16 protein-coding genes are annotated in these 24,290 nt (G+C 34.5%); 1 reads left to right on the forward strand and 15 read right to left on the reverse strand.

All coding sequences use genetic code 11. From position 1 onward, the window contains the following. Positions 1–42: 42 nt before the first annotated feature. The 4 genes from GB234_RS03390 to pyrH all read right to left on the reverse strand — a co-directional run bounded on the left by GB234_RS03390 (position 43) and on the right by pyrH (position 5,411). The gene (locus GB234_RS03390) at positions 43–2,472 is read right to left on the reverse strand and encodes an efflux RND transporter permease subunit (RefSeq protein ID WP_151893106.1); all 2,430 of its coding nucleotides are present in this window, start codon (positions 2,470–2,472) and stop codon (positions 43–45) included. A 72-nt stretch (positions 2,473–2,544) separates the two neighbouring features. Continuing rightward, the gene (locus GB234_RS03395; RefSeq protein ID WP_151893107.1) at positions 2,545–3,810 is read right to left on the reverse strand and encodes a DUF5686 family C-terminal domain-containing protein; all 1,266 of its coding nucleotides are present in this window, start codon (positions 3,808–3,810) and stop codon (positions 2,545–2,547) included. A gap of 95 nt (positions 3,811–3,905) precedes the next feature. Beyond that, positions 3,906–4,460 (reverse strand): ribosome recycling factor, encoded by a 555-nt coding sequence (frr, locus tag GB234_RS03400; protein ID WP_151893108.1) that lies wholly within the window; start codon positions 4,458–4,460, stop codon positions 3,906–3,908. A gap of 243 nt (positions 4,461–4,703) precedes the next feature. After that, complete coding sequence (gene pyrH, locus GB234_RS03405; protein WP_151893109.1) at positions 4,704–5,411, reverse strand: UMP kinase; 708 nt, start codon at positions 5,409–5,411, stop codon at positions 4,704–4,706. Between the two features lie 184 nt (positions 5,412–5,595). On the opposite strand from pyrH, the gene GB234_RS03410 reads away from it, so the two are divergent. Then, positions 5,596–6,993 carry a peptidoglycan DD-metalloendopeptidase family protein gene (locus tag GB234_RS03410; RefSeq protein WP_151893110.1) on the forward strand — a complete coding sequence of 466 codons (1,398 nt, stop codon included), beginning with the start codon at positions 5,596–5,598 and terminating at the stop codon, positions 6,991–6,993. Positions 6,994–7,063: 70 nt separating this feature from the next. Here GB234_RS03410 and tsf read toward each other — a convergent pair whose 3' ends face one another. The 11 genes from tsf to GB234_RS03465 form a co-directional block, all read right to left on the reverse strand. Then, positions 7,064–8,032: a translation elongation factor Ts gene (tsf, locus tag GB234_RS03415; protein WP_151893111.1), complete on the reverse strand. Its 969-nt coding sequence runs from the start codon at positions 8,030–8,032 to the stop codon at positions 7,064–7,066. Positions 8,033–8,210: 178 nt separating this feature from the next. After that, positions 8,211–9,116 carry a 30S ribosomal protein S2 gene (rpsB, locus tag GB234_RS03420; RefSeq protein ID WP_208997314.1) on the reverse strand — a complete coding sequence of 302 codons (906 nt, stop codon included), beginning with the start codon at positions 9,114–9,116 and terminating at the stop codon, positions 8,211–8,213. Between the two features lie 215 nt (positions 9,117–9,331). After that, positions 9,332–9,718, reverse strand: a complete 387-nt coding sequence (rpsI, locus tag GB234_RS03425) for a 30S ribosomal protein S9 (protein WP_151893112.1) — start codon at positions 9,716–9,718, stop codon at positions 9,332–9,334. After that, complete coding sequence (rplM, locus tag GB234_RS03430) at positions 9,718–10,176, reverse strand: 50S ribosomal protein L13 (protein WP_151893113.1); 459 nt, start codon at positions 10,174–10,176, stop codon at positions 9,718–9,720. Before rplM ends, rpsI begins: the two co-directional genes overlap by 1 nt. Positions 10,177–10,449: 273 nt before the next feature. Continuing rightward, entirely contained in the window at positions 10,450–13,902 is a 3,453-nt protein-coding gene (locus GB234_RS03435) for a pyruvate carboxylase (RefSeq protein ID WP_151893114.1), read from the reverse strand. 99 nt (positions 13,903–14,001) lie between these two features. Then, positions 14,002–15,054 carry a hypothetical protein gene (locus tag GB234_RS03440; protein WP_151893115.1) on the reverse strand — a complete coding sequence of 351 codons (1,053 nt, stop codon included), beginning with the start codon at positions 15,052–15,054 and terminating at the stop codon, positions 14,002–14,004. Between the two features lie 93 nt (positions 15,055–15,147). Then, entirely contained in the window at positions 15,148–16,242 is a 1,095-nt protein-coding gene (locus tag GB234_RS03445; RefSeq protein ID WP_151893116.1) for a T9SS type A sorting domain-containing protein, read from the reverse strand. 252 nt (positions 16,243–16,494) lie between these two features. Next, a complete protein-coding gene (polA, locus tag GB234_RS03450; protein WP_151893117.1) occupies positions 16,495–19,347 on the reverse strand; it encodes a DNA polymerase I in 2,853 nt (950 codons plus the stop codon). 188 nt (positions 19,348–19,535) lie between these two features. After that, the gene (locus GB234_RS03455) at positions 19,536–21,929 is read right to left on the reverse strand and encodes a RemA C-terminal-like gliding motility protein (protein ID WP_151893118.1); all 2,394 of its coding nucleotides are present in this window, start codon (positions 21,927–21,929) and stop codon (positions 19,536–19,538) included. Positions 21,930–21,953: 24 nt separating this feature from the next. Then, positions 21,954–22,808 (reverse strand): hemagglutinin protein, encoded by an 855-nt coding sequence (locus GB234_RS03460; RefSeq protein ID WP_151893119.1) that lies wholly within the window; start codon positions 22,806–22,808, stop codon positions 21,954–21,956. A gap of 95 nt (positions 22,809–22,903) precedes the next feature. After that, positions 22,904–24,157, reverse strand: a complete 1,254-nt coding sequence (locus tag GB234_RS03465; protein WP_151893120.1) for a hypothetical protein — start codon at positions 24,155–24,157, stop codon at positions 22,904–22,906. Positions 24,158–24,290: the final 133 nt, after the last annotated feature.

Raw genomic sequence — 24,290 nt, forward strand, 5'->3', positions numbered from 1 at the left:
AAAGATACTTTTTAATTAAGAAATTTTAAAAAGGGTAAGCTTCTAATTTTTATTAGATTTAGTGGGGTTTTCTTCAGAAATATTATCCTCATCATCCATATTATCAGGAAGAATACGTAGTGATGGTTTTTTGAAAGTTTCTTTATTTGCGATACTTTTTTCTAACGAAAGTAACAAAGAAGGAAGTAATAATAAATTAGCTAACATAGCAAAAACAAGCGTTACCGAAACAAGCGCCCCGAGGGCTACAGTTCCTCCAAAACTAGAAATGGTAAATACTGAAAACCCAAAGAATAAAACTATTGAGGTGTAAAACATGCTAACACCAGTTTCTCGCAATGCTGCGTAAACAGATTTTTTAATTTTCCAATCATTGGCGATTAACTCCTGCCTGTACTTTGCAAGAAAGTGAATTGTATCATCCACAGAAATCCCAAAAGCAATACTAAATACCAAAATAGTTGAAGGCTTAATAGGTACGCCAATGAAGCCCATAAGTCCTGCTGTTACCAACAATGGCAATAAATTGGGTAATAAAGAAACAAGTATCATTCTAAAGCTTCTAAACATCCATGCCATAAATAAAGCAATAAGTAAAATTGCGAGCGATAGTGATAATATTAAATTGTTTACTAGATATTTTGTTCCTTTTTGAAAAACCAATGCTTTTCCTGTAAAGGTCACATTGTATCTATCCTCGGGGAAAATTTTAGCAGCTTCAGCTTTTAAATCTTCTTCAATTCTATCAAATCGTTCAGTTTTTGTATCCTTCATAAATGCAGTAATCCGTGCATATTGCCCCGTACTATCTACATAGCTTGTAAGTAAATTAGTATTGCTCGCACTACTTTTTGCATAGCTTAAAATAAATGTGCGTTCTTGACTATTAGGTAGTTGGTAATACTCAGGGTTGCCATTATAATAAGCTTGTTTTGAAAACTTTACTAAATCAACAATAGAAAGGGGTTTTGAAAACTCAGGAATTTCTTCAATATATTCCTGTAACTCGTCCATTCTTTTTAGCGTGGCGAGTTTCATAACTCCTTTTTTACGCTTAGTGTCAACTAAAATCTCGAGTGGCATAATGCCTTCGTATTCTTTTTCAAAGAAGCGTATGTCCTTAAAAAAATCGGTATTCTTGGGCATGTCCTCAATAATGCTCCCTGAAATTTTAATGTTAAAAATTCCAATAATGCTTAAACATAATAGCGAAATAGAAACAATATAAATAGCAATTCGGTTTTTGCGCACCATATTTTCCATCCAATCCACAAAGCTGTTTATCCATCCTTTATTAAGGTGTTTTAAGTGCTTGTACTTAGGTACTCGCATGTAGCTATATATAATAGGAATGATAAATAAGCAGAGCAAAAAGATTGCAATAATGCATATTGATGCAACAACACCAAACTCTTTTAATAATTGACTATTAGTTAAAATAAATGTAGCAAAACCAGAAGCTGTTGTTACATTAGTCATCAATGTAGCGTTTCCTACTTTTGCTATAACACGCTGTAAAGATTTTGCTTGATTACCGTGTTGCTTAATTTCTTGCTGGTATTTATTTATGAGAAATATACAATTGGGAATTCCTATGACAATAATCAATGGTGGAATTAAAGCTGTTAAAACGGTTATTTCATATTTGAGCAATCCCAAAATTCCAAAAGACCACATTACACCAATTATTACTGTAAACATGGAAATAAATGTGGCTCTAAATGATCTAAAAAAGAAAAAGAAAATTACTGAGGTAACCAATAATGCAGCACCAATAAACAACCCTATTTCATCAATAATATTCTGTGAGTTTAACGTCCGGATGTAGGGCATTCCAGAGGTATGCACTTTAATTCCTGTCTCACTTTCAAACTGTTTAATTTGAGGAATTAAGACTTCTTCAATGAATTCTTTTCTTGCTGGGGTGTTGACAATATCTTTTTTAAGATAAACAGCTGTACGCACGCCAGTCTTGTCTGGACTATAAACTAATCCTTTATAAAAAGGGAGTTTTTCAAATAGCTCATATTGTAATTGATTTAATATTTCCGAAGTAAAAACACTGTCCTTTACCAGCGGGGTCATTACAAAACCTTCCTTTTCTTCGTTTTTTTCTAGTTTCTGTAAATCACCAATGGAGAGCGTTAGTTCAACACTTGGATCTTTTTTAAGGTTAGTCGAAAGCGCATTCCAAGCTTGAAAATTTTTAGGGGTAAATAATGTACTGTCTTTAACACCAAAGACAATGAGATTTCCTTCTTCGCCAAACTTTGATAAAAACTCGTTATATTCTTGATTTATTTCGTGGTCGTCAGGGAGTAAGTTTGCTTCTGTGTATGTAAAGCGCATATGCTTCCACTGCATTGCAAAAAATACGGTAAGCAGAGCAATCCCTATGATTATAAAGGTTCGGTTTCTTAAAATGAAGCGAGCCGTGGCACTCCAAAATCCTATGCTGAAAAGTTTATTCAATGAATGGGGTTCTTACTTTAAGTTACAAAAGTAAGGATTTGATTTGTGGGAAAGCAGGCTAGATAGTATTTATTAAAGCTTGAGATAAAAAGTGAATTTTGCAGAAACATTATCTTCAAAATCTGGTAGATTGTAAAAACCATAACGGTATGCAAAACTAAGTCCGAAACCAAAAGCGATTTTATTTAATTCAAAACCAGACTCATTAAACACCTGATCAAGTGTATTGAATGGTATACCTATATGTTTTTCTTGATTGTCTAAATTACCTACAGCATGGCGAGTTACTATAACTAACTCAGGTTTTAGCCACTCAGCAATATAAAAACGTCTTAAGCTATGTCTTACTTGAAGTGAAGTAAGTTTATCTGAGAAAAATTCACCAAAATACATAGTTTCAAAACTACGGCGCCCTGCCACAGAAAACCGTTGTAAAATTTCGTCTTTCGTAGGGTTATTAGGATAAGCGTGAAATAAATGTGTTAATGGAACATCGCCTGTTGCCAGTAATCCCTCTAATAAAAAATTTGTTGAAGAAAGATCTGTTCTTTTTATATAGTAATCTAGTTTGAGACCAAATTTTGTGTAATTAAAATCACTTCCAGTAATGCCGCTAAATCCTTGTGTAATTTGAGCACTTATTTTTGGGAAACCATCAAAGTATTCTATGCGACCATCTTCGGCAGTGAAAAAATTAGTTTTTGGACTTATTCTAACCGAAACGGTTGCTTCTGCAGTTTCGTAATCTGAGATGGGTGTTTCGTCAAGGACATATTGGTAGTCTTCAATTTGTTCAATCCGACTTCGGGATATTCTGGCTTCTGCTAAAAATTTTGGAGAGAATTCAGTTTGTATGTTTGTTTGCCAAGTACGATGCTTGTAAAATTGAGTGACATTTACAAGACGAGGTTCAAAAACTGAATATACTCTGTCATCTGTGAGGTATTTAAATGAACCTATCTCGGCAATATCATCAATATAATATAGGTTTATCCACGTTTTTTTTTCTTTATTGATCCGAAGGCTATTTCCTAAACTAAATTTTATATCTCTATCTTTAAATCCATAAGCAAAATATCCTCCTATCTTATAGCGATCACTTAATTTATCATTAGTTGTGCCTCCTATACCTAGACGAAGTCCCTCATAATTGTTGTATTTTATAATATACTTTAAATCAACGTCAAAGAAACTTACAGGGTAAAAACCATTTACAAATGGACTTTCTTTTTTCTCTGCTCTAGTAGCAGATGTATCTTGTTTGGTTTGTATTGCAGGCTCTTGCGCGTATGACAGTAAAGGCACTGTCAATAATAAGAGTAATAGATAGTAACGCATAAAATTGCAAAAAGGTAAGGATGAGTAATGTAAAAGTATACATAAAGCGGCATTAGAGCCGCTTTATTGTGTATAGTTTAACTTAATGTAAAGAATTACACTGTCATTATTTCTTTTTCTTTCACTGTAAGTAATTCATCTATAGTTTTAATGTGTGCGTTGGTCATTTCTTGAACATCGTCTTCAAGGTTTTTTTGAAGGTCTTCACTAATGTCAAGGTCTTTAATTTCGTTCATCGCATTTTTACGGTCGTTACGAACTCCTATTTTTGATTCTTCTGCTTCATGCTTTGCCTGTTTTGCAAGATCACGACGGCGCTCTTCTGTTAGAGGTGGTACATTAATGATAACGCTTTCTCCATTATTCATAGGATTAAAACCTAAGTTTGCTAGGTGAATTCCTTTTTCAATTTCTGGTATTAACCCTTTTTCCCAAGGCGCAATAGTTATTGTCATACCGTCTGGTGTATTGACATTAGCAACTTGACTCAAAGGTGTAGGGCTGCCATAATAGTCTACCATTACTCCACCTACCATTGAAGGAGTTGCTTTCCCAGCGCGTATATTAACAAATTTCTTTTTAAGATGCGTTAGCGCATTTGCCATTGCCTCTTTTGTGCTGTCAATTATAAAATCTATTTCGTCTTCCATTTTAATATTCCGTATATGCGGATAGCTTTAATTGTTTAGAATTTCCTATGTGTTTCACTTTAGAAATACTAATTTAATTTTTGTTGTAATGAGTCTTATTCAAAATTCAGACCATCCCAAAAATAGTAATTTATTTTATCTTGATACTTATATAGAAATAACTATAGTGTATTTTGTACTATTCTCTTCGGAAATGTGACTGAAATAAAAAATCTACCGTTGTTTTAAAATTTCGGCTATTGCTTAAAGATTTACTTTAGTTCCAATTTTTTCACCCATCACTACTTTCATCAAATTACCTTTAGTGTTCATGTCAAAAACTATAATTGGTAATTCGTTTTCTTGACTAAGAGTAAATGCTGTAGTGTCCATCACTTTAAGACCTTTTCGTAATACATCTTCAAAACTTATGTCATCAAATTTAGTGGCATCACTATTTTTTTCTGGGTCGCTTGAGTATATACCGTCAACACGTGTTCCCTTTAAAATAACATCTGCTTTAATTTCAATTGCCCTTAAAACAGCTGCGCTATCAGTTGTGAAATAAGGGTTTCCTGTACCCCCTCCAAAAATTACAACGCGACCTTTTTCCATATGTCGCATTGCTTTACGGCGTATAAATGGCTCTGCAACTTCGTTAATTTTAATGGCGCTTTGTAAACGTACTTGAATATCTTCATCTTCTAAGGCACTTTGTAGTGCTAAGCCATTAATAACAGTTGCTAGCATGCCCATATGGTCACCTTGAACACGATCCATTCCACGACTAGCACCTGCAACTCCTCTAAAAATATTACCGCCACCTATAACAATGGCAACTTCTACTTTTTTATCTACAAGTTCTTTGATTTCCTGAGCATATTCTGCAAGTCTAATAGGATCTATACCGTATTGACGTTCGCCCATTAAGGCCTCGCCCGAAAGTTTTAAAAGGATTCTTTTGTAGTGCATGTGTGTGGATTTGTTGGCTACAAAAATAGTTAAAAAGTTGTTAGTTGATAGATGGTGGCGGTTGTTTTTAGTTAAGATTCGAGTATTATTAAAATAATAGGTTGTATTAACCTTAGCCATGTTGTGATGACATTTATTTATTTTTTCGATGTGTTGATATGTATAACCATTAAAATTATAAATCATGAAAACACTATTATTTATGTCCATTGTGTTGTTTAGCGCATTAAGTTTTTCACAAAATAAGCCACAAAAGAACATGATGCTGCCAACTACTTTTAAATCTGTTTCATTTGAAAAATCAAAATGTATTACTACTGTTCAGAGGCAAATTGTACGAAATGATATTGAAATAAATAAGCAATTTATTTTACGAGAAAACCCCAATGCTTTTGATAGAAAGGGAAGCCACCCATTATTTATACTTCCATTACAATCCAAATCCTCATTTGATAATTATGGATATTACATTGTCAATAATCAAGTAGATCAAAATCTTGCTTTTAATAATAATTTAGAAGATTATAATTGTGATGAACGCACGTACGATTGGAATAGTGGAAATCATGAGGGTACAGATTTTGTTTTGTGGCCTTATCCCTGGAAGTATATGCAAGAAGAGGTAATGGAAATTGTTGCTGCTAGTGAGGGAATAATAGTGGATAAGAGAGATGGAAATTTTGACTTAAATTGTGATAACAGTGGCAATCCATTATGGAATGGAATTGTTGTAGAGCATATAGATGGGTCACAAGCTTGGTATTGGCATTTTAAAAATGGTGCTATCACTAATAAAAACATTGGAGACACGGTTGCTCAAGGCGAATATTTAGGTGCTGCAGGGAGTTCTGGTAGTAGTACTGTTCCTCATTTACATTTTGAAGTTTATGATGCAAATAATAATTTAATAGATCCGTATACGGGGCCTTGTAATATGTTAAATAATGATAGTTGGTGGCTTAATCAGCCAGCGTATTTTGTTCCTAAAATTAATCATTTATCAACCCATAATACTCAAAATTTTGATGATGACTGTGGTGTTGTTGAAAACACCTATGAAGAACTTAATTTTATTCAAGGAGAAACTGTTTATTTTAGAATTTTTTATAGAGATATTCAAACAAATATGAATACTCATATTACAGTAAATAACCCTGACGGGGTTATTGTCTATGATTATGATTTTGTTTCACCTTGGCCTAACTTAACAGGTGCTTATGCAGAGTGGCAATACCCAATTGACTCGAGTTTTGACGATGGAGTTTATACTATTACGGTAATGTTTTCTGGTGATATCTATGAAACAATTTTTGGAGTTAACACTAATTTAGGTAATGATGATATTGAAACACCTACTTTCTCGATAGTTCCTAATCCATCTGCTCAATTTATTACAGTAGAAAGTAATGTTATTGTACAGGAAATAACCATTTATGATGTGCATGGTAAAAATATTTTATGCAAAAAGCCTAGAGATATTAATTTTAAATTAGATTTAAGTGCGTTAAATGATGGATTGTATCTTGCTCAAATCACAACAGAAACTGGATTTAAAATTTTAAAGCGGATTATTAAGAATTAAAGAATCTAAAAAATAAAATCCGTCTTTGGCAAAAGCCATAGACGGATTTATGTAAATATAAAATTTTGGTTTAAGCCAAAGTAACTCTTTTAAATCCTACAACTTTTACATCACCATAAGAAGTTACGTGATCTGCTACGCTTTTCTTATCATCCATAATAAAGTTTTGATCTAATAAAGCCATCTCATGGTCAAGGGTTGTATTGTCAGCTACAAAACGCTCCATTTTACCTGGAAGGATACGGTCCCAGATTTGCTCTGGTTTTCCTTCAGCTTTTAACTCAGCTTTAGCAGCCTCTTCAGCTTTTGCTAAAACATCATCGTTTAATTGAGCTCTAGATATAAAGCTAGGTACATTTTTTAATGTTTTTCCAAGACGTCCAAGTTCAATATTATCTTTTTCAATTGCAGCAATACGAGCTTCAGTTTCGCTAGCAACAAATGCTGGATCAAAATCTTTGTAAGATAGTGTAGTCGCTCCCATAGAGGCAACTTGCATTGATACTTCTTTTGCTAATTGAGCAGCATTATCAACTGGTGTAGAAAGACCTGTTAAAGCGCCAATTTTCTTCCCGTGAATATAAGTCCCAACAAAAGGAGCTTCAAGAACTTCAAACCCTCCAATTTCTAATTTTTCACCAATTACTCCTGTTTGCTCAATTAATTTTTCGGCAACAGTCATATCTGCATCAAATTTTGCAGCTAGGAAAGATTCTTTTGTATCGTGATTGATTGCAATTGCAGCCATATCATTAGCCATTGCAGTATAAGAGTCGTTGTTTGCAACAAAATCAGTCTCACAGTTTAAAGACAATACAACGCCTCTTGTATTAGCATCGTTTATTTTTGAAACAACAGCACCTTCACTTGAGTCACGGTCTGCTCTTTTTTCAGCAATTTTTTGTCCTTTTTTTCTAAGAACAGTAATTGCATCTTCCATGTTACCTTCAGCTTCAACAAGGGCGTTTTTACAGTCCATCATTCCAGCTCCAGTAGCTTTTCTTAATTCGTTTACTTGTGCAGCAGTTATTTTTGCCATTATAATCGTAGATTATATTCCCTTGAATAAGAGAATCTCGTTAATAATTTGATTTAATTTAAAAAAAGTCGCTTCGCAAATTTCAATGTTAGAAATGAACTTAGCGACTTTTATATTTTATGAAATAGTTAAGATTTCAAAATATATTATAAGTGTTGCATTAAAGCAACTCAAAAATTTATTCTTCTTCTTTAGCTGCTTCTAAAGTCTCTTTTTTAGACTCTAATTTCACAGGTTTTTTTGCATCAGCCATTGCTTTTTCGTCGCTTACGCTAGTTGTAGGAGCTTCGCTTACTTTAGTAGCATCTTTTGCAGGAGCTGCTTTTTTAGCAGGTTTGTCTGCTTTTTTAGTTTTAGCTTTAGTGTCATCTCCACCTTCTTTTCCTGCTTTGCGTTCTGCTAATCCTTCAATAATAGCACCAGAGACAGCACTCATTATTTTCTCGATAGACTTAGATGCATCATCATTTGATGGAATTACATAATCAATAACTCTAGGGTCACTGTTAGTATCAACCATTGCAAAAATTGGAATATTTAATTTAATTGCTTCAGCTACTGCGATGTGCTCACGTGTAGTGTCAACAACAAATAATGCTGCTGGAAGACGGCTCATTTCGCTAATAGAACCTAAGTTCTTTTCTAATTTAGCACGTAAACGATCTACTTGTAAACGTTCTTTTTTTGATAGTGTTAAGAAAGTACCATCTTGCTTCATTCTATCAATTGTAGCCATTTTTTTAACAGCTTTACGAATAGTAACAAAGTTTGTTAACATCCCACCAGGCCATCTCTCAGTAATGTATGGCATATTTGCAGCTTTTGCTTTATCTGCAACGATGTCTTTTGCCTGTTTTTTTGTAGCTACAAAAAGTACTTTTCTACCAGATGCTGCAATTTTTTTCAAAGCTTCACTAGCCTCGTCAATCTTTGCTGCAGTTTTGTATAAGTTAATAATATGAATCCCGTTACGCTCCATGTAGATGTAAGGAGCCATGTTTGGATTCCATTTTCTTGTTAGGTGACCAAAGTGTACACCTGCTTTTAGAAGTTCTTTAACTTCCATGTTGTTGTCTGTTGCCATTTTGTTTTAGTTTACGTTCTGTGTGTTTAGATGTCAATCTGCGCAATGCGTATGATTTAGATACTAAACTAATTGTCCCGCCCGGCAGAGCGGGACTAACAGCTTATTAAAAAATATGTATGAACTTTTTGTAACTTTAAATAGCTTACGCTAGTTTAAAGCGTTTCCACAACAAGTGCGGAATGACAATGCTTTTGCATTGACATAAAAAAATATTAACGTTTCGAGAATTGGAACTTTTTTCTTGCTTTCTTTTGTCCAAATTTCTTTCTTTCTACCATTCTTGGATCTCTTGTTAAAAGTCCTTCTGGCTTTAATATTCCTCTGTTTTCATCGTTCAACGTACACATCGCTCTAGATAATGCAAGTCTAATAGCTTCAGCTTGACCAGTGATACCACCTCCAAAAACATTAACATTAATGTCAAAAGTAGTTTCGTTTTCAGTCAACATTAATGGTTGCTTTACTTTGTAGCGCAACGTAGATGTTGTAAAATAGTGATCAAGTGGACGCTTGTTGATAACGATCATTCCTTTACCTTCTGTAAGGTAAACTCTCGCAACAGCGGTTTTTCTTCTTCCGATTTTGTGTATAGTATCCATTACTTAGTTGCGGTGTTAATTTTAACTTCTCTTGGTTTTTGTGCTTCTTGACCGTGGTTTGCATCTGCATACACTTTCAAGTTTCTAAAAAGTACTGCACCTAATTTGTTCTTAGGTAGCATTCCTTTAACCGCTTTCTCAACAACGCGTGCTGGATTCTTGTCTTTCAACTCAGTGGCAGTCAAGCTACGTTGTCCACCTGGGTAACCCGTGTGACGAATGTAAGACTTGTCTCTCCATTTGTTTCCTGTTAATTGGACGTTGCTTGCGTTTATGATAATCACATTGTCTCCGCAATCCACGTGAGGTGTAAAGCTAGGCTTGTGTTTACCGCGAAGTAATTTTGCAACTTCACTCGCAAGACGACCTAATGTTTGCCCGTCCGCATCCACTACTAACCACTCTTTTACAACTGTGGCTTTGTTAGCAGATACTGTTTTGTAACTTAATGTATCCATTATAGTTCTTTGTCTAATATTAATAATTATTTTCTGTCCTTATTCTAAGGGTTGGCAAAAGTAATCTTATTTGTTTGAATAACAAACAGTAGTGTGCTTATTTTTTAATCAAATGTACTTCGGAAATATTAATCTATAGGCTAATGTTTAAATATGAATATAAAATGCAAGATTTACTCTCTAGTTTTGTGGCAAAAAAATATGGGTGTTGTTACATTTCCGAAGAAATACGACAACACCCAATTGTGTTACTTATCATATTATTGTAATCTTTTATTCTATTTTTAATACAAGATCTCCAGTCATCACCATTTCGCCTTCTTTTAAGTCAACAGAAGCTACAGTTCCATTTTTTAATGCAGTCACCGTAGTCTCCATTTTCATTGCTTCAATAATAAAGAGATGGTCATTTTCTTTAATTTTTTGTCCTGGTTTTATTAGAATTTTATATAGCATTCCTTGTAAAGGAGCCCCGTACTCATTGTCGTTATCTCCATCTGCTTTTATGTTTTGCTGTACTTTTATGTCCATTGATTTGTCTTCAATCTCTACAAAGCGATTTTCACCATTTACTTTGAAGAAAACCATGCGTTTGCCTTCATCATTGGGAGGAGTGACCGATAGTAGCTTTACAATAATGGTTTTTCCAGGTTCTAACTCAATCATGATTTCCTCACGTTGTTTCATTCCATAGAAAAAGTTTTTTGTAGGCAAGATTGACACATTGCCGAAGAGCTTGTATTTTTCATGTGCTTGTTCAAAAACACGGGGATATAGACTGTAGCTTAAAAAATCTTCAAACTCAATCTCTCTACTAAAATCTTTTTGAAATTTCTTTTTAAAGGCTTTAAATTCTACTTCAAAATCGATGGGTTCTAAATGTGCATTGGGTCTATCTGTATAGGCAACTTCATTTTTTAGAATAATAGCTTGCAACTCTTTTGGGAAACCATCCTTGGGCTGTCCTAAATCTCCTTTAAAGAAACTTACTACAGATTCTGGAAACGAAAGGTTCGTACCACGCTCAAAAATATCGGCAGTTGTCAAATTATTTGTAACCATATAAATTGCCATATCTCCTACAACCTTAGAACTAGGTGTCACTTTCACTAAATTTCCGAAGAGCATATTTACCTCAGCATACATTTTTTTTACTTCACTAAAACGGTCGCCAAGGCCTAGTGCAGTTGCCTGAGGGCGTAAGTTTGAATATTGACCACCAGGAATCTCATGCGTATATACCTCAGCTGTTCCTGCCTTTAAGTCAGACTCAAAAGGGTAATAATACTCGCGTATGTCTTCCCAGTAATTAGAATAACTATTTAATGAAGTTATATTTATAGGGTTTGCACGCTCGTGGTGCTTGGTCATTTCAACAATACTATTAAAATTAGGTTGTGAAGTCAACCCACTTAAACCAGCTAATGCAACATCTACAACATCAACTCCTGCTTCAATTGCTTTTAAATAGGTTGCGGATTGAATTGAAGAAGTATCGTGCGTGTGTAAATGTAACGGTAAATCAACCGTGTCCTTAAGTGCGCCTATAAGCTCAGTTGCAGCGTAGGGAGTTAATAATCCCGCCATATCCTTTATTGCTATAATATGTGCTCCAGCATTTTCAAGATCTTTTGCTAATTGTGTGTAATATGTTAATGTATATTTTGTGTTGTTTTTGTCAAGTATGTCTCCAGTGTAACTTATAGCAGCTTCTGCAAGTCCCCCTGTTTTATTGCGTACATATTCTATACTTGGAGCCATTGCATTCACCCAATTTAAAGAGTCAAAAATCCTAAAGATATCAACACCATTTTCCCAAGATTTTTCTACAAATTTTTCAATTAAATTATCTGGATATGCTTTGTAGCCTACACCATTTGAACCTCTCAACAGCATTTGAAATAATACGTTAGGCATTAGTTCTCTTAACTGTCTTAATCGCGTCCACGGACTTTCATTTAAAAAGCGCATACAAACATCAAATGTAGCGCCGCCCCACATTTCAATACTAAAAATTTCGGGATGGTTTTTTGCATAGCTTTCTGCTACAGCAACCATGTCTTTTGTTCGCATGCGTGTTGCTAGCAATGATTGGTGCGCATCTCTAATTGTGGTATCTGTGTAGTGAATTTTCTTTTCGTTTTTTAACCATTTTGAAAAACCTTCGGGGCCTAGCTCGGTCAATAAATCTTTTGTTCCCTTCGGAAATGAAGCATTTGCATCAAAGGAAGGTACAATAGGGTTTCTAAAAATTTTACTGTTATCAACAAATTTTACGTCAGGATTTCCATTTACAATAACTTCACCTAGATAGTTTGTAATCTTAGTAGTTCTATCCTGTGGAATTTTAATTTTGAATAGTGAAGGATTTTGCTTTATAAAATTTACAGAAGCTTTTCCGTTTCTAAAATCATCATGCAAAATTACATTTTGAAGAAAATGTACGTTTGTTTTTACACCTCTAATTCTAAATTCCTTTAATGCCCTGCTCATTTTACGAACAGCGCCGTCCAACGTTCTCCCGTGTGCCGAAACTTTTACAAGCATTGAGTCAAAAAACGGACTTACGTTATAGGATTGGTAGATGCTCCCAGCATCAAGCCTTATTCCCATTCCAGATGCACTACGATAGGTTGTAATAGTACCATAATCTGGTGTAAAGTCGTTTGTTGGATCTTCAGTAGTTAGTCTACATTGCAACGCAAAGCCGTATGTTGCAAGTGAATCTTGACCGTAAATTTTAATCTGTTGGTCATCAAGTTTGTAGCCACCTGCTATAAATATTTGTGATTTTATAAGGTCAATTCCTGTGACCATTTCGGTAACTGTATGTTCTACTTGTATACGTGGATTTACCTCAATGAAGTAAATACTATTATCATCATCAACTAAAAACTCAACAGTACCTACGTTATTATAATTAACCTCTCCAGCAATAGCAAGAGCATATTCATATAACTTATCTTTTACTGATTGAGATACGTTAAATGATGGTGCTACTTCGACAACTTTTTGATGACGCCTTTGTACAGAACAGTCACGCTCAAAAAGGTGTCTAATATTTCTGTGGTTATCTGCGACTATTTGTACTTCAATATGCTTAGGGTTCTCCACGTATTTTTCCAAAAACATGGTGTCATCTCCAAATGAATTTAAAGCTTCATTTTTAGCAGACTCAAAATTTTTCTCAAGCTCCTCAGGTTTTTGGATTACCCGCATACCGCGGCCGCCACCACCTGATGCTGCTTTCAGCATCACTGGGTATCCTATTGTTTTAGCTTCTGAGAGGGCTATTTTTAATGAAGTTAAATCTTCTGTGTTACTATTTATAGTTGGGACATTGCATTTTTTAGCAATTTTTTTTGCCATTATTTTATCTCCCAAAGCATCCATCACTTCTGGTTCAGGTCCAATAAATATGATGCCGTTTTCTTTACATGCGCGTGCAAAATTTGAATTTTCTGAGAGAAAACCATAACCAGGATGTATCGCGTCCACATTTTTATCTTTAGCTATTTTTATAATAGCATCAATATCTAAGTATGGCTTTAATGGATCATTGTCTGCACCTACTTGATAAGATTCATCTGCCTTTAATCTATGTTGTGAATACCTATCTTCGTAGGTATAAATAGCAACAGTTTTTAGATTGATTTCAGTGCAAGCACGTAGCACACGAATTGCAATTTCACTACGATTTGCTACAAGGACTTTTTTAATTTTCATGACGGCAGAAGGTTTAAACTAAGTTTTAAAAGGTTATGGCGTTAAAGATACTTAATTACTATGCATGCATAGTAATTTTGTCGACGTTTTTTTATGGAATCATAAAAATGGATTTTCATTTTTATAATTCCGAATTATAAAATCAATGGCGCTTTCAAGGATTTCTCCCATACCATGAGATTTTTTAAAATTAATATCGCCAGTCATTTCTAAAAGTGATTTTTTTAGCTGCTCAATTTTTTCTGGTTGTGATATAGAATCTGCTTTCATACAGGAAAGAAGTCTATTAAGTCTACTGCTTTCACTAGTGGCTCTTTTAGCAAGTAATGATCGCTCTTCTCTTTTGTATTGTTCTATCGAGGGGTTTTCTAATACACTCGAAACTAATTTTACAAACTCGTTATTTTCCTTTAAAAACTGTGGTTTATAAACTTTTTGATTTCCTTCATAGCTTTGTTGGTCAAAATCAATAGCACGTATTCTATATTGTATTCTGTCAAAATCATTAGTAAGTACCATTACATAATTATAGGAGCGCATATCTCCCAATAACCTTGCGAAGCATCTTTCATTAAATTTTACAAACTCTTTTGCAATTTCTCTTTTGTCTTGTTCAGAACAAGAGGCTAAATGGTGTTCAATAAAATCATCTCCGGGAATTCCTGAAATATGTTCTTCAATAAGCGAATTTCCATGGACCAAAAAGTTGATATGATTTGGAGAAAGAAGGTGTTCTAGTTCTAGACCGTAAATTCGGGAAGCATCGGCTTTTTTAATGTAGAAAAAAACATAGTTGTCATTTAGTACATTTCTAACTTTAATTCTAAATGGTTTGGAATTTCCAAAGGTGCAATAGTCAATACTATCAACAGAAAGATAGGGTAGTAGAGAGTCTGACCCATCACTGTGTAAAATTGAATACACTAATTTAAGACTATGCTCAATATCTATTCGTTCGTATTCTGAATAATATACCTGTATCCATAAAGAATCATCGCCATGCTTGTCATAAACGGTTACTGAGCCTTGATAACGCAAAAGGTCATCATAATAAATAGGAATTTTAATAGTACGAGCATATTTAGTCAAGTAGCTAGAAAGTTCTTCGGTAATAGGGTATGTAGGCTTCTTTTTTGATATTAATTTTTGCATCTAAATTGTATATGAACCTTAAAGATACTTTTTTTAAGAATACTAGAATTGCTTCAAATTCTAATTTACAAATGAAATTATCCTTTGACAATTTTATTTTTTAATTACTTTAAATGTTTGGTTCGCAATCTTCACGTAGTAAATAGTTGCAGGTAAATTTGATAGGTCTATTTGTTTAATACTTGTAGAGAGTTCTCCTTCTTTTATAAGTTGTCCCATTGTTGAATAGACTTGGTATGAAACAGCGTTTTTCACTGAGACATTTACAATATCCTGCGTTGGGTTGGGGAAGATACCTATGTTGCTTTCATTGTCAGAAACAGATAATAATTCACATTCAAAACTAGATAGTACACTAGATGCTGCGGGAGGATTATCTAAAAGATTTTCTGTTAAAATAGGGCAGTAACAATCGTTTTGTTCTACATATAATTTGAGCCAAGATAGCGCAATTTTTCCAACAGCTCCATTTCCTCCGTTGGGTGTGTTTGCTACAGAGTGATTACCGTTGGCAACTTCAAAAAGTAATTTGTCTGTTGAATTAGGAGTCGCATTATAATGTATGTTTGCATGCTGTGCTGGCGGAGCAGTAGGGTCATTTTCACCACTAAGAATTAAAACTGGGCTGTCATGTTGTAATTGCGGATTTAACAAATAAGGACACAATGCTACAACACCTTTGATAGAATTATCTAACACAGCAGCGCGCTGTGCACCGCCGCCGCCCATAGACCATCCACTTACGGCAAATTTATTAGTATCAAGAGCACCTTCAAGTGGAGAAGCGCTACGGTTATTTTCCTGTCTCATTGTTTCAAGAGCATCCAACAGCGCAATACCTCTTGCTTCTGGAAGGTCAAAAAGTGAGTTTGTTCCTATTATTATTGTAACAATTCCATGACTTGCATAAAATGGTCCCCATTCTTCCACACTTGAAGGTTGGGATACAAATCCAGGAACAATCGCAATACTCGCATAGGGTGGAGTTGCATTTGTGGGATAATAAATTGTTGCTCCTTGATAATCTGGTCCATTTCTAATTCCGTCTGCTTCTGTTAGTGTTGCAATTTCAAAAGGGCCTGGGTTTGTTAAACTTGCCAAAGTAACATCTTCGCACTGTGCAAAAAGAGAAAAATTAGTAAAAAGTACTAATGTGAGTATTAATGCTGTAGTGTATATTTTTTTCATAAAATAGTGTTGATGTAGTAAATATAAGATATCCAGCGCTATAAATTAGGATACCTCAAGCCCATATTGTACCATTAGCTTAAGTATTTATTAATAGCGTAGCATATATCTTCGGAAATTTTAAAGAATTAACTAATCTAGACAATAAAACATTCCAAAAAAAAAAATTGGCCTCAAAAGCTTAGCTCTTAATGCCAAATTTATTCTTTTAAGTTTTAATTGCTGTTTGCAACTGAAATCCAATTACCAAAATCAATGCGCCTCTAACCAATCTTGTCCCAATCCAACTTCTACGTCAAGTGGCACGCTCAATTTAAATGCGTTTTCCATTTCAGACTTAATTAAAATTTTCATTTCATCTAATTCTGGTTTGTAAATGTCGAAGACAAGTTCATCATGAACTTGTAATAGCATTTTTGATTTAAAGTTTCCAATTTCTAATTTGTTATAGATATTAATCATTGCTATTTTAATAATATCTGCTGCGCTTCCTTGTATTGGTGCATTTACAGCATTTCGCTCTGCGGCACCTCGCACTACTGCGTTACTACCGTTAATACCAGTTAAATATCTTCTTCTTCCTAAAACAGTTTGCACGTATCCATTTTCTCGAGCAAAGTCAACGAGTTCACCCATGTAAGCTTTTAACTTAGGATAGGTTTCATAATAGGCGTCTATCAACTCTTTTGCTTCGCCACGGGACAAATCGGTTTGATTGCTGAGCCCGAATGCTGATACTCCATAAATTATCCCAAAGTTTACTGTTTTTGCGTTACTACGTTGTTCGCGTGTAACTTCTTCTATTGGGACATTAAAAACTTTTCCTGCAGTTGAAGCGTGAATATCTTCTCCATTCGTAAAAGCTTCAATCATTGTAGTTTCTTCACTTAAAGCTGCAATGATTCTAAGTTCTATTTGGCTATAATCTGCGGCAAGCAAGATATAATTTTCATCTTTTGGAACAAATGCTTTTCGTACTTGACGACCACGTTCTGTTCTAATAGGAATGTTTTGTAAGTTAGGGTTATTGCTGCTCAAACGTCCTGTAGCTGCAACCGTTTGCATGTAGTCTGTATGTACGCGGTTAGTACTTGGCTCTACTTGTGTAGGCAATGCATCCACATATGTTGACTTTAATTTTGCGAGTCCACGATATTCTAATACATCATTTATAATTTGGTGGTCTTTTGCTAAGTAGCTAAGTACATCTTCTGCAGTGGAGTATTGTCCTGTTTTAGTCTTTTTAGGTTTGTCTACGAGTTTCAATTTCCCGAAAAGAATCTCTCCCAATTGTTTTGGAGACGCTATATTAAATTCCTCACCGGCTTCTTCATAAATGCGCTTTTCTAAAGTGGCAATATCTGTTTCTAAATCACCAGAAAGGCTATTTAAAAATTGTTCATCTAGATTAATACCTTCTAACTCCATCGCTGCAAGTACGCGTAGTAATGGAATTTCAATATCATCAAATAAGGTTTGTAAGTCGCTATCTTTAAGTTCCGCCGCAAAGTGTTCCTTTAGTTGTAATGTAATATCTGCGTCTTCCACTGCGTATTCTGTTTGCTCCTCGAGTGGAACATCGCGCATGGATTTTTGATTCTTTCCTTTTTTACCAATAAGTTCGGTAATGGAAACAGGTGTGTAATTTAAATACGTTTCGGCTAAGACATCCATATTGTGCCTCATATCTGGGTTAATGAGGTAATGAGCAAGCATGGTATCAAATAATTTTCCTTTTACTTGAATATTGTATTTCGCTAAAACCTTAATGTCATATTTTAAATTTTGTCCCACCTTTTCAATTTCCGAAGCCTCAAAAAATGGACGTAATTGCTCAATAATTTGTTGTGCTTCATCTTTATTCTCTGGAAAAGGTAAGTAAAATCCTTTTCCAGTTTCCCAAGAAAATGCAATTCCCACAAGCGCTGCAGTCAATGGGTTTAAGCCAGTAGTTTCTGTATCAAAACAAACGCTTGATTGTTTCATTAAATTACCAATGAATAATTTTGTTCCCATGCCAGGCTGGATGGTTTGGTAAAAATGCTCAGTGTCTTTTATCGTTTTTCGGCTGCTATAATTTTCGGTTGTGGTTGTTGTTTCTCCGTTTCCTCCAAAAAGTGAAAATTGACCTTCACCTGCAGATGGGGCTGGTTTTATTGAAGAAGCTTTAGATTTTTTTTCAGGTTCTTGATGACTTGTACCTACGCTTGCCATTCCTTCAATTGAAAATGCTTTGAGAAAGTTGTCTTTAAGTCTTCTAAATTCAAGCTCTTCAAAAATTTCCATCACTTTTTCTGTGTCTGGAGGGCACATTTCAAAATCTTCTTCGTGGAATTCTACAGGAACATCAAGCATAATTGTTGCAAGCTTTTTTGAAAGAAGCCCAAGCTCACCATTAGCTTCTACTTTTTCTTTCATCTTGCCTTTAAGCTGGTCTGTATTTTCTAAAAGACCTTCCATAGAACCAAATTGCTTGATGAATTTTTTTGCAGTTTTATCACCTACGCCAGGAAGTCCTGGAATGTTATCACTTGCATCTCCCATCATCCCAAGATAATCAATGACTTGTAGTGGGTTTTCAACTTCAAATTTTTTCTGAACTTCTGGGATTCCCCAAGTTTCGTAACCACCACCAAAAACAGGGCGATACATGAATATATTTTCGCTAACAAGTTGTGCAAAATCTTTATCTGGTGTTACCATAAAAGTAGTGTAGCCAGCTTTTTCTGCTTGTTTAGAAAGTGTGCCTATTACGTCATCTGCTTCAAACCCATCTTTGACAATGATAGGGATTTTCATTGCTTCGAGAATTTCACAAATATGAGGAATTGCAGATCGTATATCGTCTGGAGTTTCATCTCTGTTGGCTTTGTATTCTTCAAACATTTCCACGCGGTCCACACTACCTCCTTTGTCAAAACATACAGCAAGATGATCTGGGCGTTCACGTTTTACAACGTCAATCAATGAGTTCATAAACCCCATAATGGCTGAGGTATTTTGACCCTTAGAATTGATACGAGGGTTTTTTATAAATGCATAATACCCTCTAAAAATAAGGGCATAGGCATCAACTAGGAATAGGCGTTTTTTTTGTTCTTGCATTACTTGTCAATTTTCGTAAAAATAGATAAAAGTTAAAAGAGCAGAGAACAAAGAGGCGTTGAGTTAATAACAAAAACCCATGCTTATAAAATTGAGCATGGGTTTGGTAAAATTTAGTTTTAAATTTTCAAGTTCTTCGGAAATTTCTATAAATCATAATTTATTTAATATTTCAGAAAAGAAGACTTTTAATTTTTGATTATTCTGCGTGTTATTTGACCATTAACGGTTGTTATTGTTATAAAATAAACAGCGCTTTTTAAAGTGCTTATGTCTATCGTTTTTTCATTGGTTTTGAGATTATTAATAACATTAATAGTTCTCCCTTGAATATCTGTAATATTAATAGTTGTTATCGTTGTACTTGGTGCAATAATGTGCAACATATTATTTGCTGGGTTAGGGTAAAGACTAATATTTTGTAATGCAATATCTTGGTTGTTTAATATTTCGGCATCTCTAAAAAAGAGTGTGAATCGATTATTAAATGTTCCAGCAGGACTATTAAATGCATAGCTTTCATTATTTAACTGTGTAACTATATTAGTTTCATTATCTCTAAGGTAAATGGGCGCACTACTAATAAGCTCTCCATCAATATTAGATAACGAAATTGTATAAGCAGCATCATCTTGTTGCACTTGAGAAGAAAACCCTAAACTAATTTCTATTGCATCATTAAATGTTTCTCTTCCTTGAATTGATAACTCCTCGCTATCATTTAAAAGATGAGAATAAAGGCTTACTGGTGTACCCACTCGTTTGCTATCAAAAGATGCGTCAAATCCAGGGGTTGCTTGATTTGTAAAACCTATAAGTGTTGTGCTTGCTACTAAATAGTCTGTGCTTTTTAAATGTAACCAAAGCCTGTTTTTATCTTCTGCAGAGTTTCTTAACGTTGTATTATTATCAACACTCCGCATACTATTGTTAAAAGTGGCTTGATTTGCCGTTCCAGTAATAGCTCCATTACTTTTTACACCAAATCCTTGCCCAGTAGAGATATAAAAATCACCCATGTAGGCAGTATTTGGGTCGCCTGTAGCTGCGGGCATAAAACCTATACCATTGAACATAGAAATGTCTCCCATTGAAAAATTAGCTCCTAACCAACCTGGAAATTCTGTTGCTGGTGTTGTATTATGTTCCCAAAAGTATACTTGGTCAACCGCATCATTTGCAGCTATAAAAGCAGCTGCTGATATTGCAGACGGATATGGATTTGAAATTAAACTAGGACTTGCATTTTTATTTTCGGCAGGTGTACCTACCGTATTATAGTCAAGCATGTAAGTGATAATTCCGTTATTTAAAGTTCCCTCTGTATTATCTTGATTGTATAGTATATTATATGTTTTATTGCCATCTTGCAAAGACTCTTGTGGGTTTACATAATATGCTTCTGCAGGACTAAATACATCTGGATGCTGTGTAAAATCATCACCTTCTTCGTCAACAAAATTTGTTCCTCCTGGAAACTCATCTTGTACATCTTCATTAGGGGTAAAATTAGTTGTTGTATGATTTAGTATTCTAAAAATATTATGTGGAGCAGGATCCATTGGGTCTGGGCTAGGTGCAATTTGTGGCGTTGCGTTTGTCATAGGACTCCCCATGACCATAAAATCTCTAGGTTTTAAAGTAGGTGTTTCTATCGTAACATTTATATTAGTGTTATTTGTGACTATTGCTTCATCATTGACTTGTACTAGACTTCCTGTAGGGAGTACTGAAAATGAACCATCATTTATAATGTTATTTTGGACTCTTACGTAAGTTAGTGGATTAATAAGTAATTCACCGCCTTCAGCGATTGTCAGTTCGCAGGCTTCAATATTTCCAAAATTTTCTGTATCATAATTACCCTCAATGATTGCGGTCATAGTTGCATCTGGAACAACTGGATCCCAAGTTTGTGCTGTGGTAAATATTGTGCTGCCTCCAGAGCATGCTTCTATTGGTAGTGCTGCACCACTATTATCAGTCCCATCATAACCAATAATTTGAAAATAATCAACGCCTACGATACCACAATTTTTAAAAGCTGGACCGGGATCTGTATCACCGCAAGCAGTAAAAAAAGCATTAGTAAAATCGGTTCCTGTAATGTTAAAAGTTATTTGAGGGTCTTGATTGGTGTTAATCATTTCAATTTTTAAATGACCTAAAACTTTACCCGCTGCAATAATATTATTTTCGGCCATACTACCGGAGGATAAACTTTGTTCAAAAGCAATTGAAATGATTCCGTTTGAACGATTTGCGATTATTGGATCTGTGTAGATGTTAAAAACATTCATTTCCCCTAAAATGGAACTCGAAGTATATTCAAAGTCTACTGTTGTATTATTTATTTCAGTCCCAAATGCGTCTGGGTTGTAATTGATATAAAATTGTCCATCACCCAATTTAAAATCAGCAGTCGAAATGCGCGTTGCAATGATATCAACCTCATAAAAGTCTGAGTTGCCATCATTAGTTAACATTGCATTACTAAATGTAAGTGAAAGATTTTCATTTTGTGAAAACGATGTCATAACCGTTAAAAATATAAGTCCTATTGTACATGTAATTTTTTTCATCACTGTTCTATTTTAAAAGGAAAATTAGTATTGAATTCCGCGACCTAAATTGGGGCGAATATGTAAATTGATATCTATAGTTTGTATCTCTCCGTTCATATCTGCATCAAAAGTGCTGTAACCTGAACCACCTAGTGCAGAGCTTAAATTATTAAGGTCAATGGTTTGTACTTCGCCGTTAGGGGTTACATCTCCAGATACCATTGCAAAAACTCCGTTGAGTGCTGTTAATGAAGATGCCCCCCCAAAAACTGCAATAGGATCTTCACTAAGGTCTACAGGGGTTATTGAGGACAATGCAACAGTTGTAGCACTCAAAATTGACAAATGATTTCTGTGCCCCACAAATATGTAGTAATCTGTTTTTGGGGATGAAAGCCCTAATGCAGATATTCCATCTACTGCCACAATATCTCCATCTCTCTGTAAAAGTGCAGAGGTAGACTCCACAACAATAGTTCTGTCCGTTGCATCACGTAATTCTACAAGTACCCAATCAACAATAGCATCATCGCCAGTAATAGAAAAAACATTCACATCACAGACCAAAGCATCTGCATAAGGACTAGTAGTAGGTATTTGATTGTTTTGACGTAAATTGTCATTCATCAATCCAGCTGTGTCTGGAGAAATAAATGGACCTTGCAAAAATACTTTCGGGTTGATTGTCAATTTGAGTGAAATAGGATTAATAAACCCCTCACTAACTTGTATATCCCCAGCGCTACGTTCTTGAACAAATACTTCGCCTATAGTATAAAGCATTTGAATATTCCCTGCGGAAACAGAACCACCTCCACTATCAATGCTGGATTTAACAATTGTTTGTGCGTTTACAACTATTGAAAAAAGTAGAGCAATAATTAATGTTTTTTTCATGATATGAGATATTTATTCATAAAGTTAAAGGCGAATGATTACTTAATTTAAATTTTTTTAGTGAACGGGAGTTTTTTTTAGTGAATAAGCGATGTTTATTCAGTATAGGTTATTTCTGCTCCTATTATAGCCATGTCAACAGAGGGTCCATTACTATATTTCACATCAAAATAATAGTAGCTATTTGCATCAATAGTTATGTTTGTAGTAGTGGTATCTATAAAAACATCAGGTTGATTACGACTAGGTTGTGTTTGATATACTTCAATAGGTGTAACCGCATCTAAGAATGATTTTTCACGTAAGCTTATATAAATATTAGACCCACCTTGATTATCTCTCAAATAAAATTTAATTGAAGTTATGGTCGCACCTGCTGAGAGTAAGAGTGGTGCTATTAACTCAGATCTTAAAAGTACGCCATCCTCATTATACGCTGCATTTAAAGATGAATTATTATTTACTATTTGATATTCAAAAGCAGTAAAAGGAATGTGTAGTGTTTTTTCAATTGGCTCAGGCGGATTATTTAATGCAATAACTATTGCTTGATCCACATAACTTTTAACTGCGGCTTGAGTTGGGATTTTAGTGTCACTATTTTCTACTGCTATAAACCCACTTGAAAACTCTGAAATCGATGCCCCACTATTTAATTTCATTGTGCCTGTAAATTCAAATCCTAAATTTTGATTTATTTTAAGCGCATTTATATAGGTGTTGTTTGTAAATGTTCCCTTTTTTGCGATAATAAAATCGTCATTATTATTTTCTATTTTATAATGATTGAACGAACTATTTGTACTCAATCCATTTTCTAAACGTATGGAGCTGGAGTCGTTTAAATTGTCTGTTGTAATCAAAATACCTGCATTATCAGCGTCGTTTATATGTAATTGTTCTTGTGGATCATCTGTGCCTACTCCCACATTACCTATTTGCTTAATCGCATTATCACCGCTTTTTACAAATGCAGTATTGAGTGCTGTTATCGCATATGGAACAGCATTAAAAGCAGAAGTTCCTAAATCCACGTAACCATTACCACTATTAACTTCAACTTTAAGCATATTTGAAACACTCCAATCCACATCACTATAAGTATTAAAATTAGAACCTCCCGAACCTATGTTAAGAACTATTAACCCGTTAGCATTTGTAGTAGGTGCGTGTGTTTCAATGTATTGAATTCCAGTATTATTATTAATGGAAAAACGCACAAATACTACTTGATTTTCTATTGGGTTTCCATTAGCATCATTAATAATAGCTTTATAATTTATAGGTGCCTGAGCAAGACCTGTTAAGATTGCCGATAAAAAAAAGAGTAGTGTGTAGATTGATTTCAAAATGGATGATTTTAATTGTTATACACCCATTTGTAATTATATTTTAAAAGAGGTTAACACCTAGGATTAAAAAATGTATTTTAATATTTCTTAAATGTGCAAAACATTGAAAATCTAATAATTAAATAGGATA

It is taken from the genome of Patiriisocius marinistellae (assembly GCF_009014635.1).
GTDB lineage: Bacteria > Bacteroidota > Bacteroidia > Flavobacteriales > Flavobacteriaceae > Patiriisocius > Patiriisocius marinistellae.

Bases quoted from the DNA above. Each gene is read 5' to 3' on its own strand.
- GB234_RS03440 (WP_151893115.1), bottom strand. From the start codon at position 15,054: ATGCAAAAATTAATATCAAAAAAGAAGCCTACATACCCTATTACCGAA.
- pyrH (WP_151893109.1), bottom strand. From the start codon at position 5,411: ATGCACTACAAAAGAATCCTTTTAAAACTTTCGGGCGAGGCCTTAATG.
- rplM (WP_151893113.1), bottom strand. From the start codon at position 10,176: ATGGATACATTAAGTTACAAAACAGTATCTGCTAACAAAGCCACAGTT.
- GB234_RS03455 (WP_151893118.1), bottom strand. From the start codon at position 21,929: ATGAAAAAAATTACATGTACAATAGGACTTATATTTTTAACGGTTATG.
- GB234_RS03460 (WP_151893119.1), bottom strand. From the start codon at position 22,808: ATGAAAAAAACATTAATTATTGCTCTACTTTTTTCAATAGTTGTAAAC.
- rpsB (WP_208997314.1), bottom strand. From the start codon at position 9,116: ATGGCAACAGACAACAACATGGAAGTTAAAGAACTTCTAAAAGCAGGT.
- tsf (WP_151893111.1), bottom strand. From the start codon at position 8,032: ATGGCAAAAATAACTGCTGCACAAGTAAACGAATTAAGAAAAGCTACT.
- frr (WP_151893108.1), bottom strand. From the start codon at position 4,460: ATGGAAGACGAAATAGATTTTATAATTGACAGCACAAAAGAGGCAATG.
- GB234_RS03445 (WP_151893116.1), bottom strand. From the start codon at position 16,242: ATGAAAAAAATATACACTACAGCATTAATACTCACATTAGTACTTTTT.
- polA (WP_151893117.1), bottom strand. From the start codon at position 19,347: ATGCAAGAACAAAAAAAACGCCTATTCCTAGTTGATGCCTATGCCCTT.
- GB234_RS03435 (WP_151893114.1), bottom strand. From the start codon at position 13,902: ATGAAAATTAAAAAAGTCCTTGTAGCAAATCGTAGTGAAATTGCAATT.
- rpsI (WP_151893112.1), bottom strand. From the start codon at position 9,718: ATGGATACTATACACAAAATCGGAAGAAGAAAAACCGCTGTTGCGAGA.
- GB234_RS03395 (WP_151893107.1), bottom strand. From the start codon at position 3,810: ATGCGTTACTATCTATTACTCTTATTATTGACAGTGCCTTTACTGTCA.
- GB234_RS03410 (WP_151893110.1), top strand. From the start codon at position 5,596: ATGAAAACACTATTATTTATGTCCATTGTGTTGTTTAGCGCATTAAGT.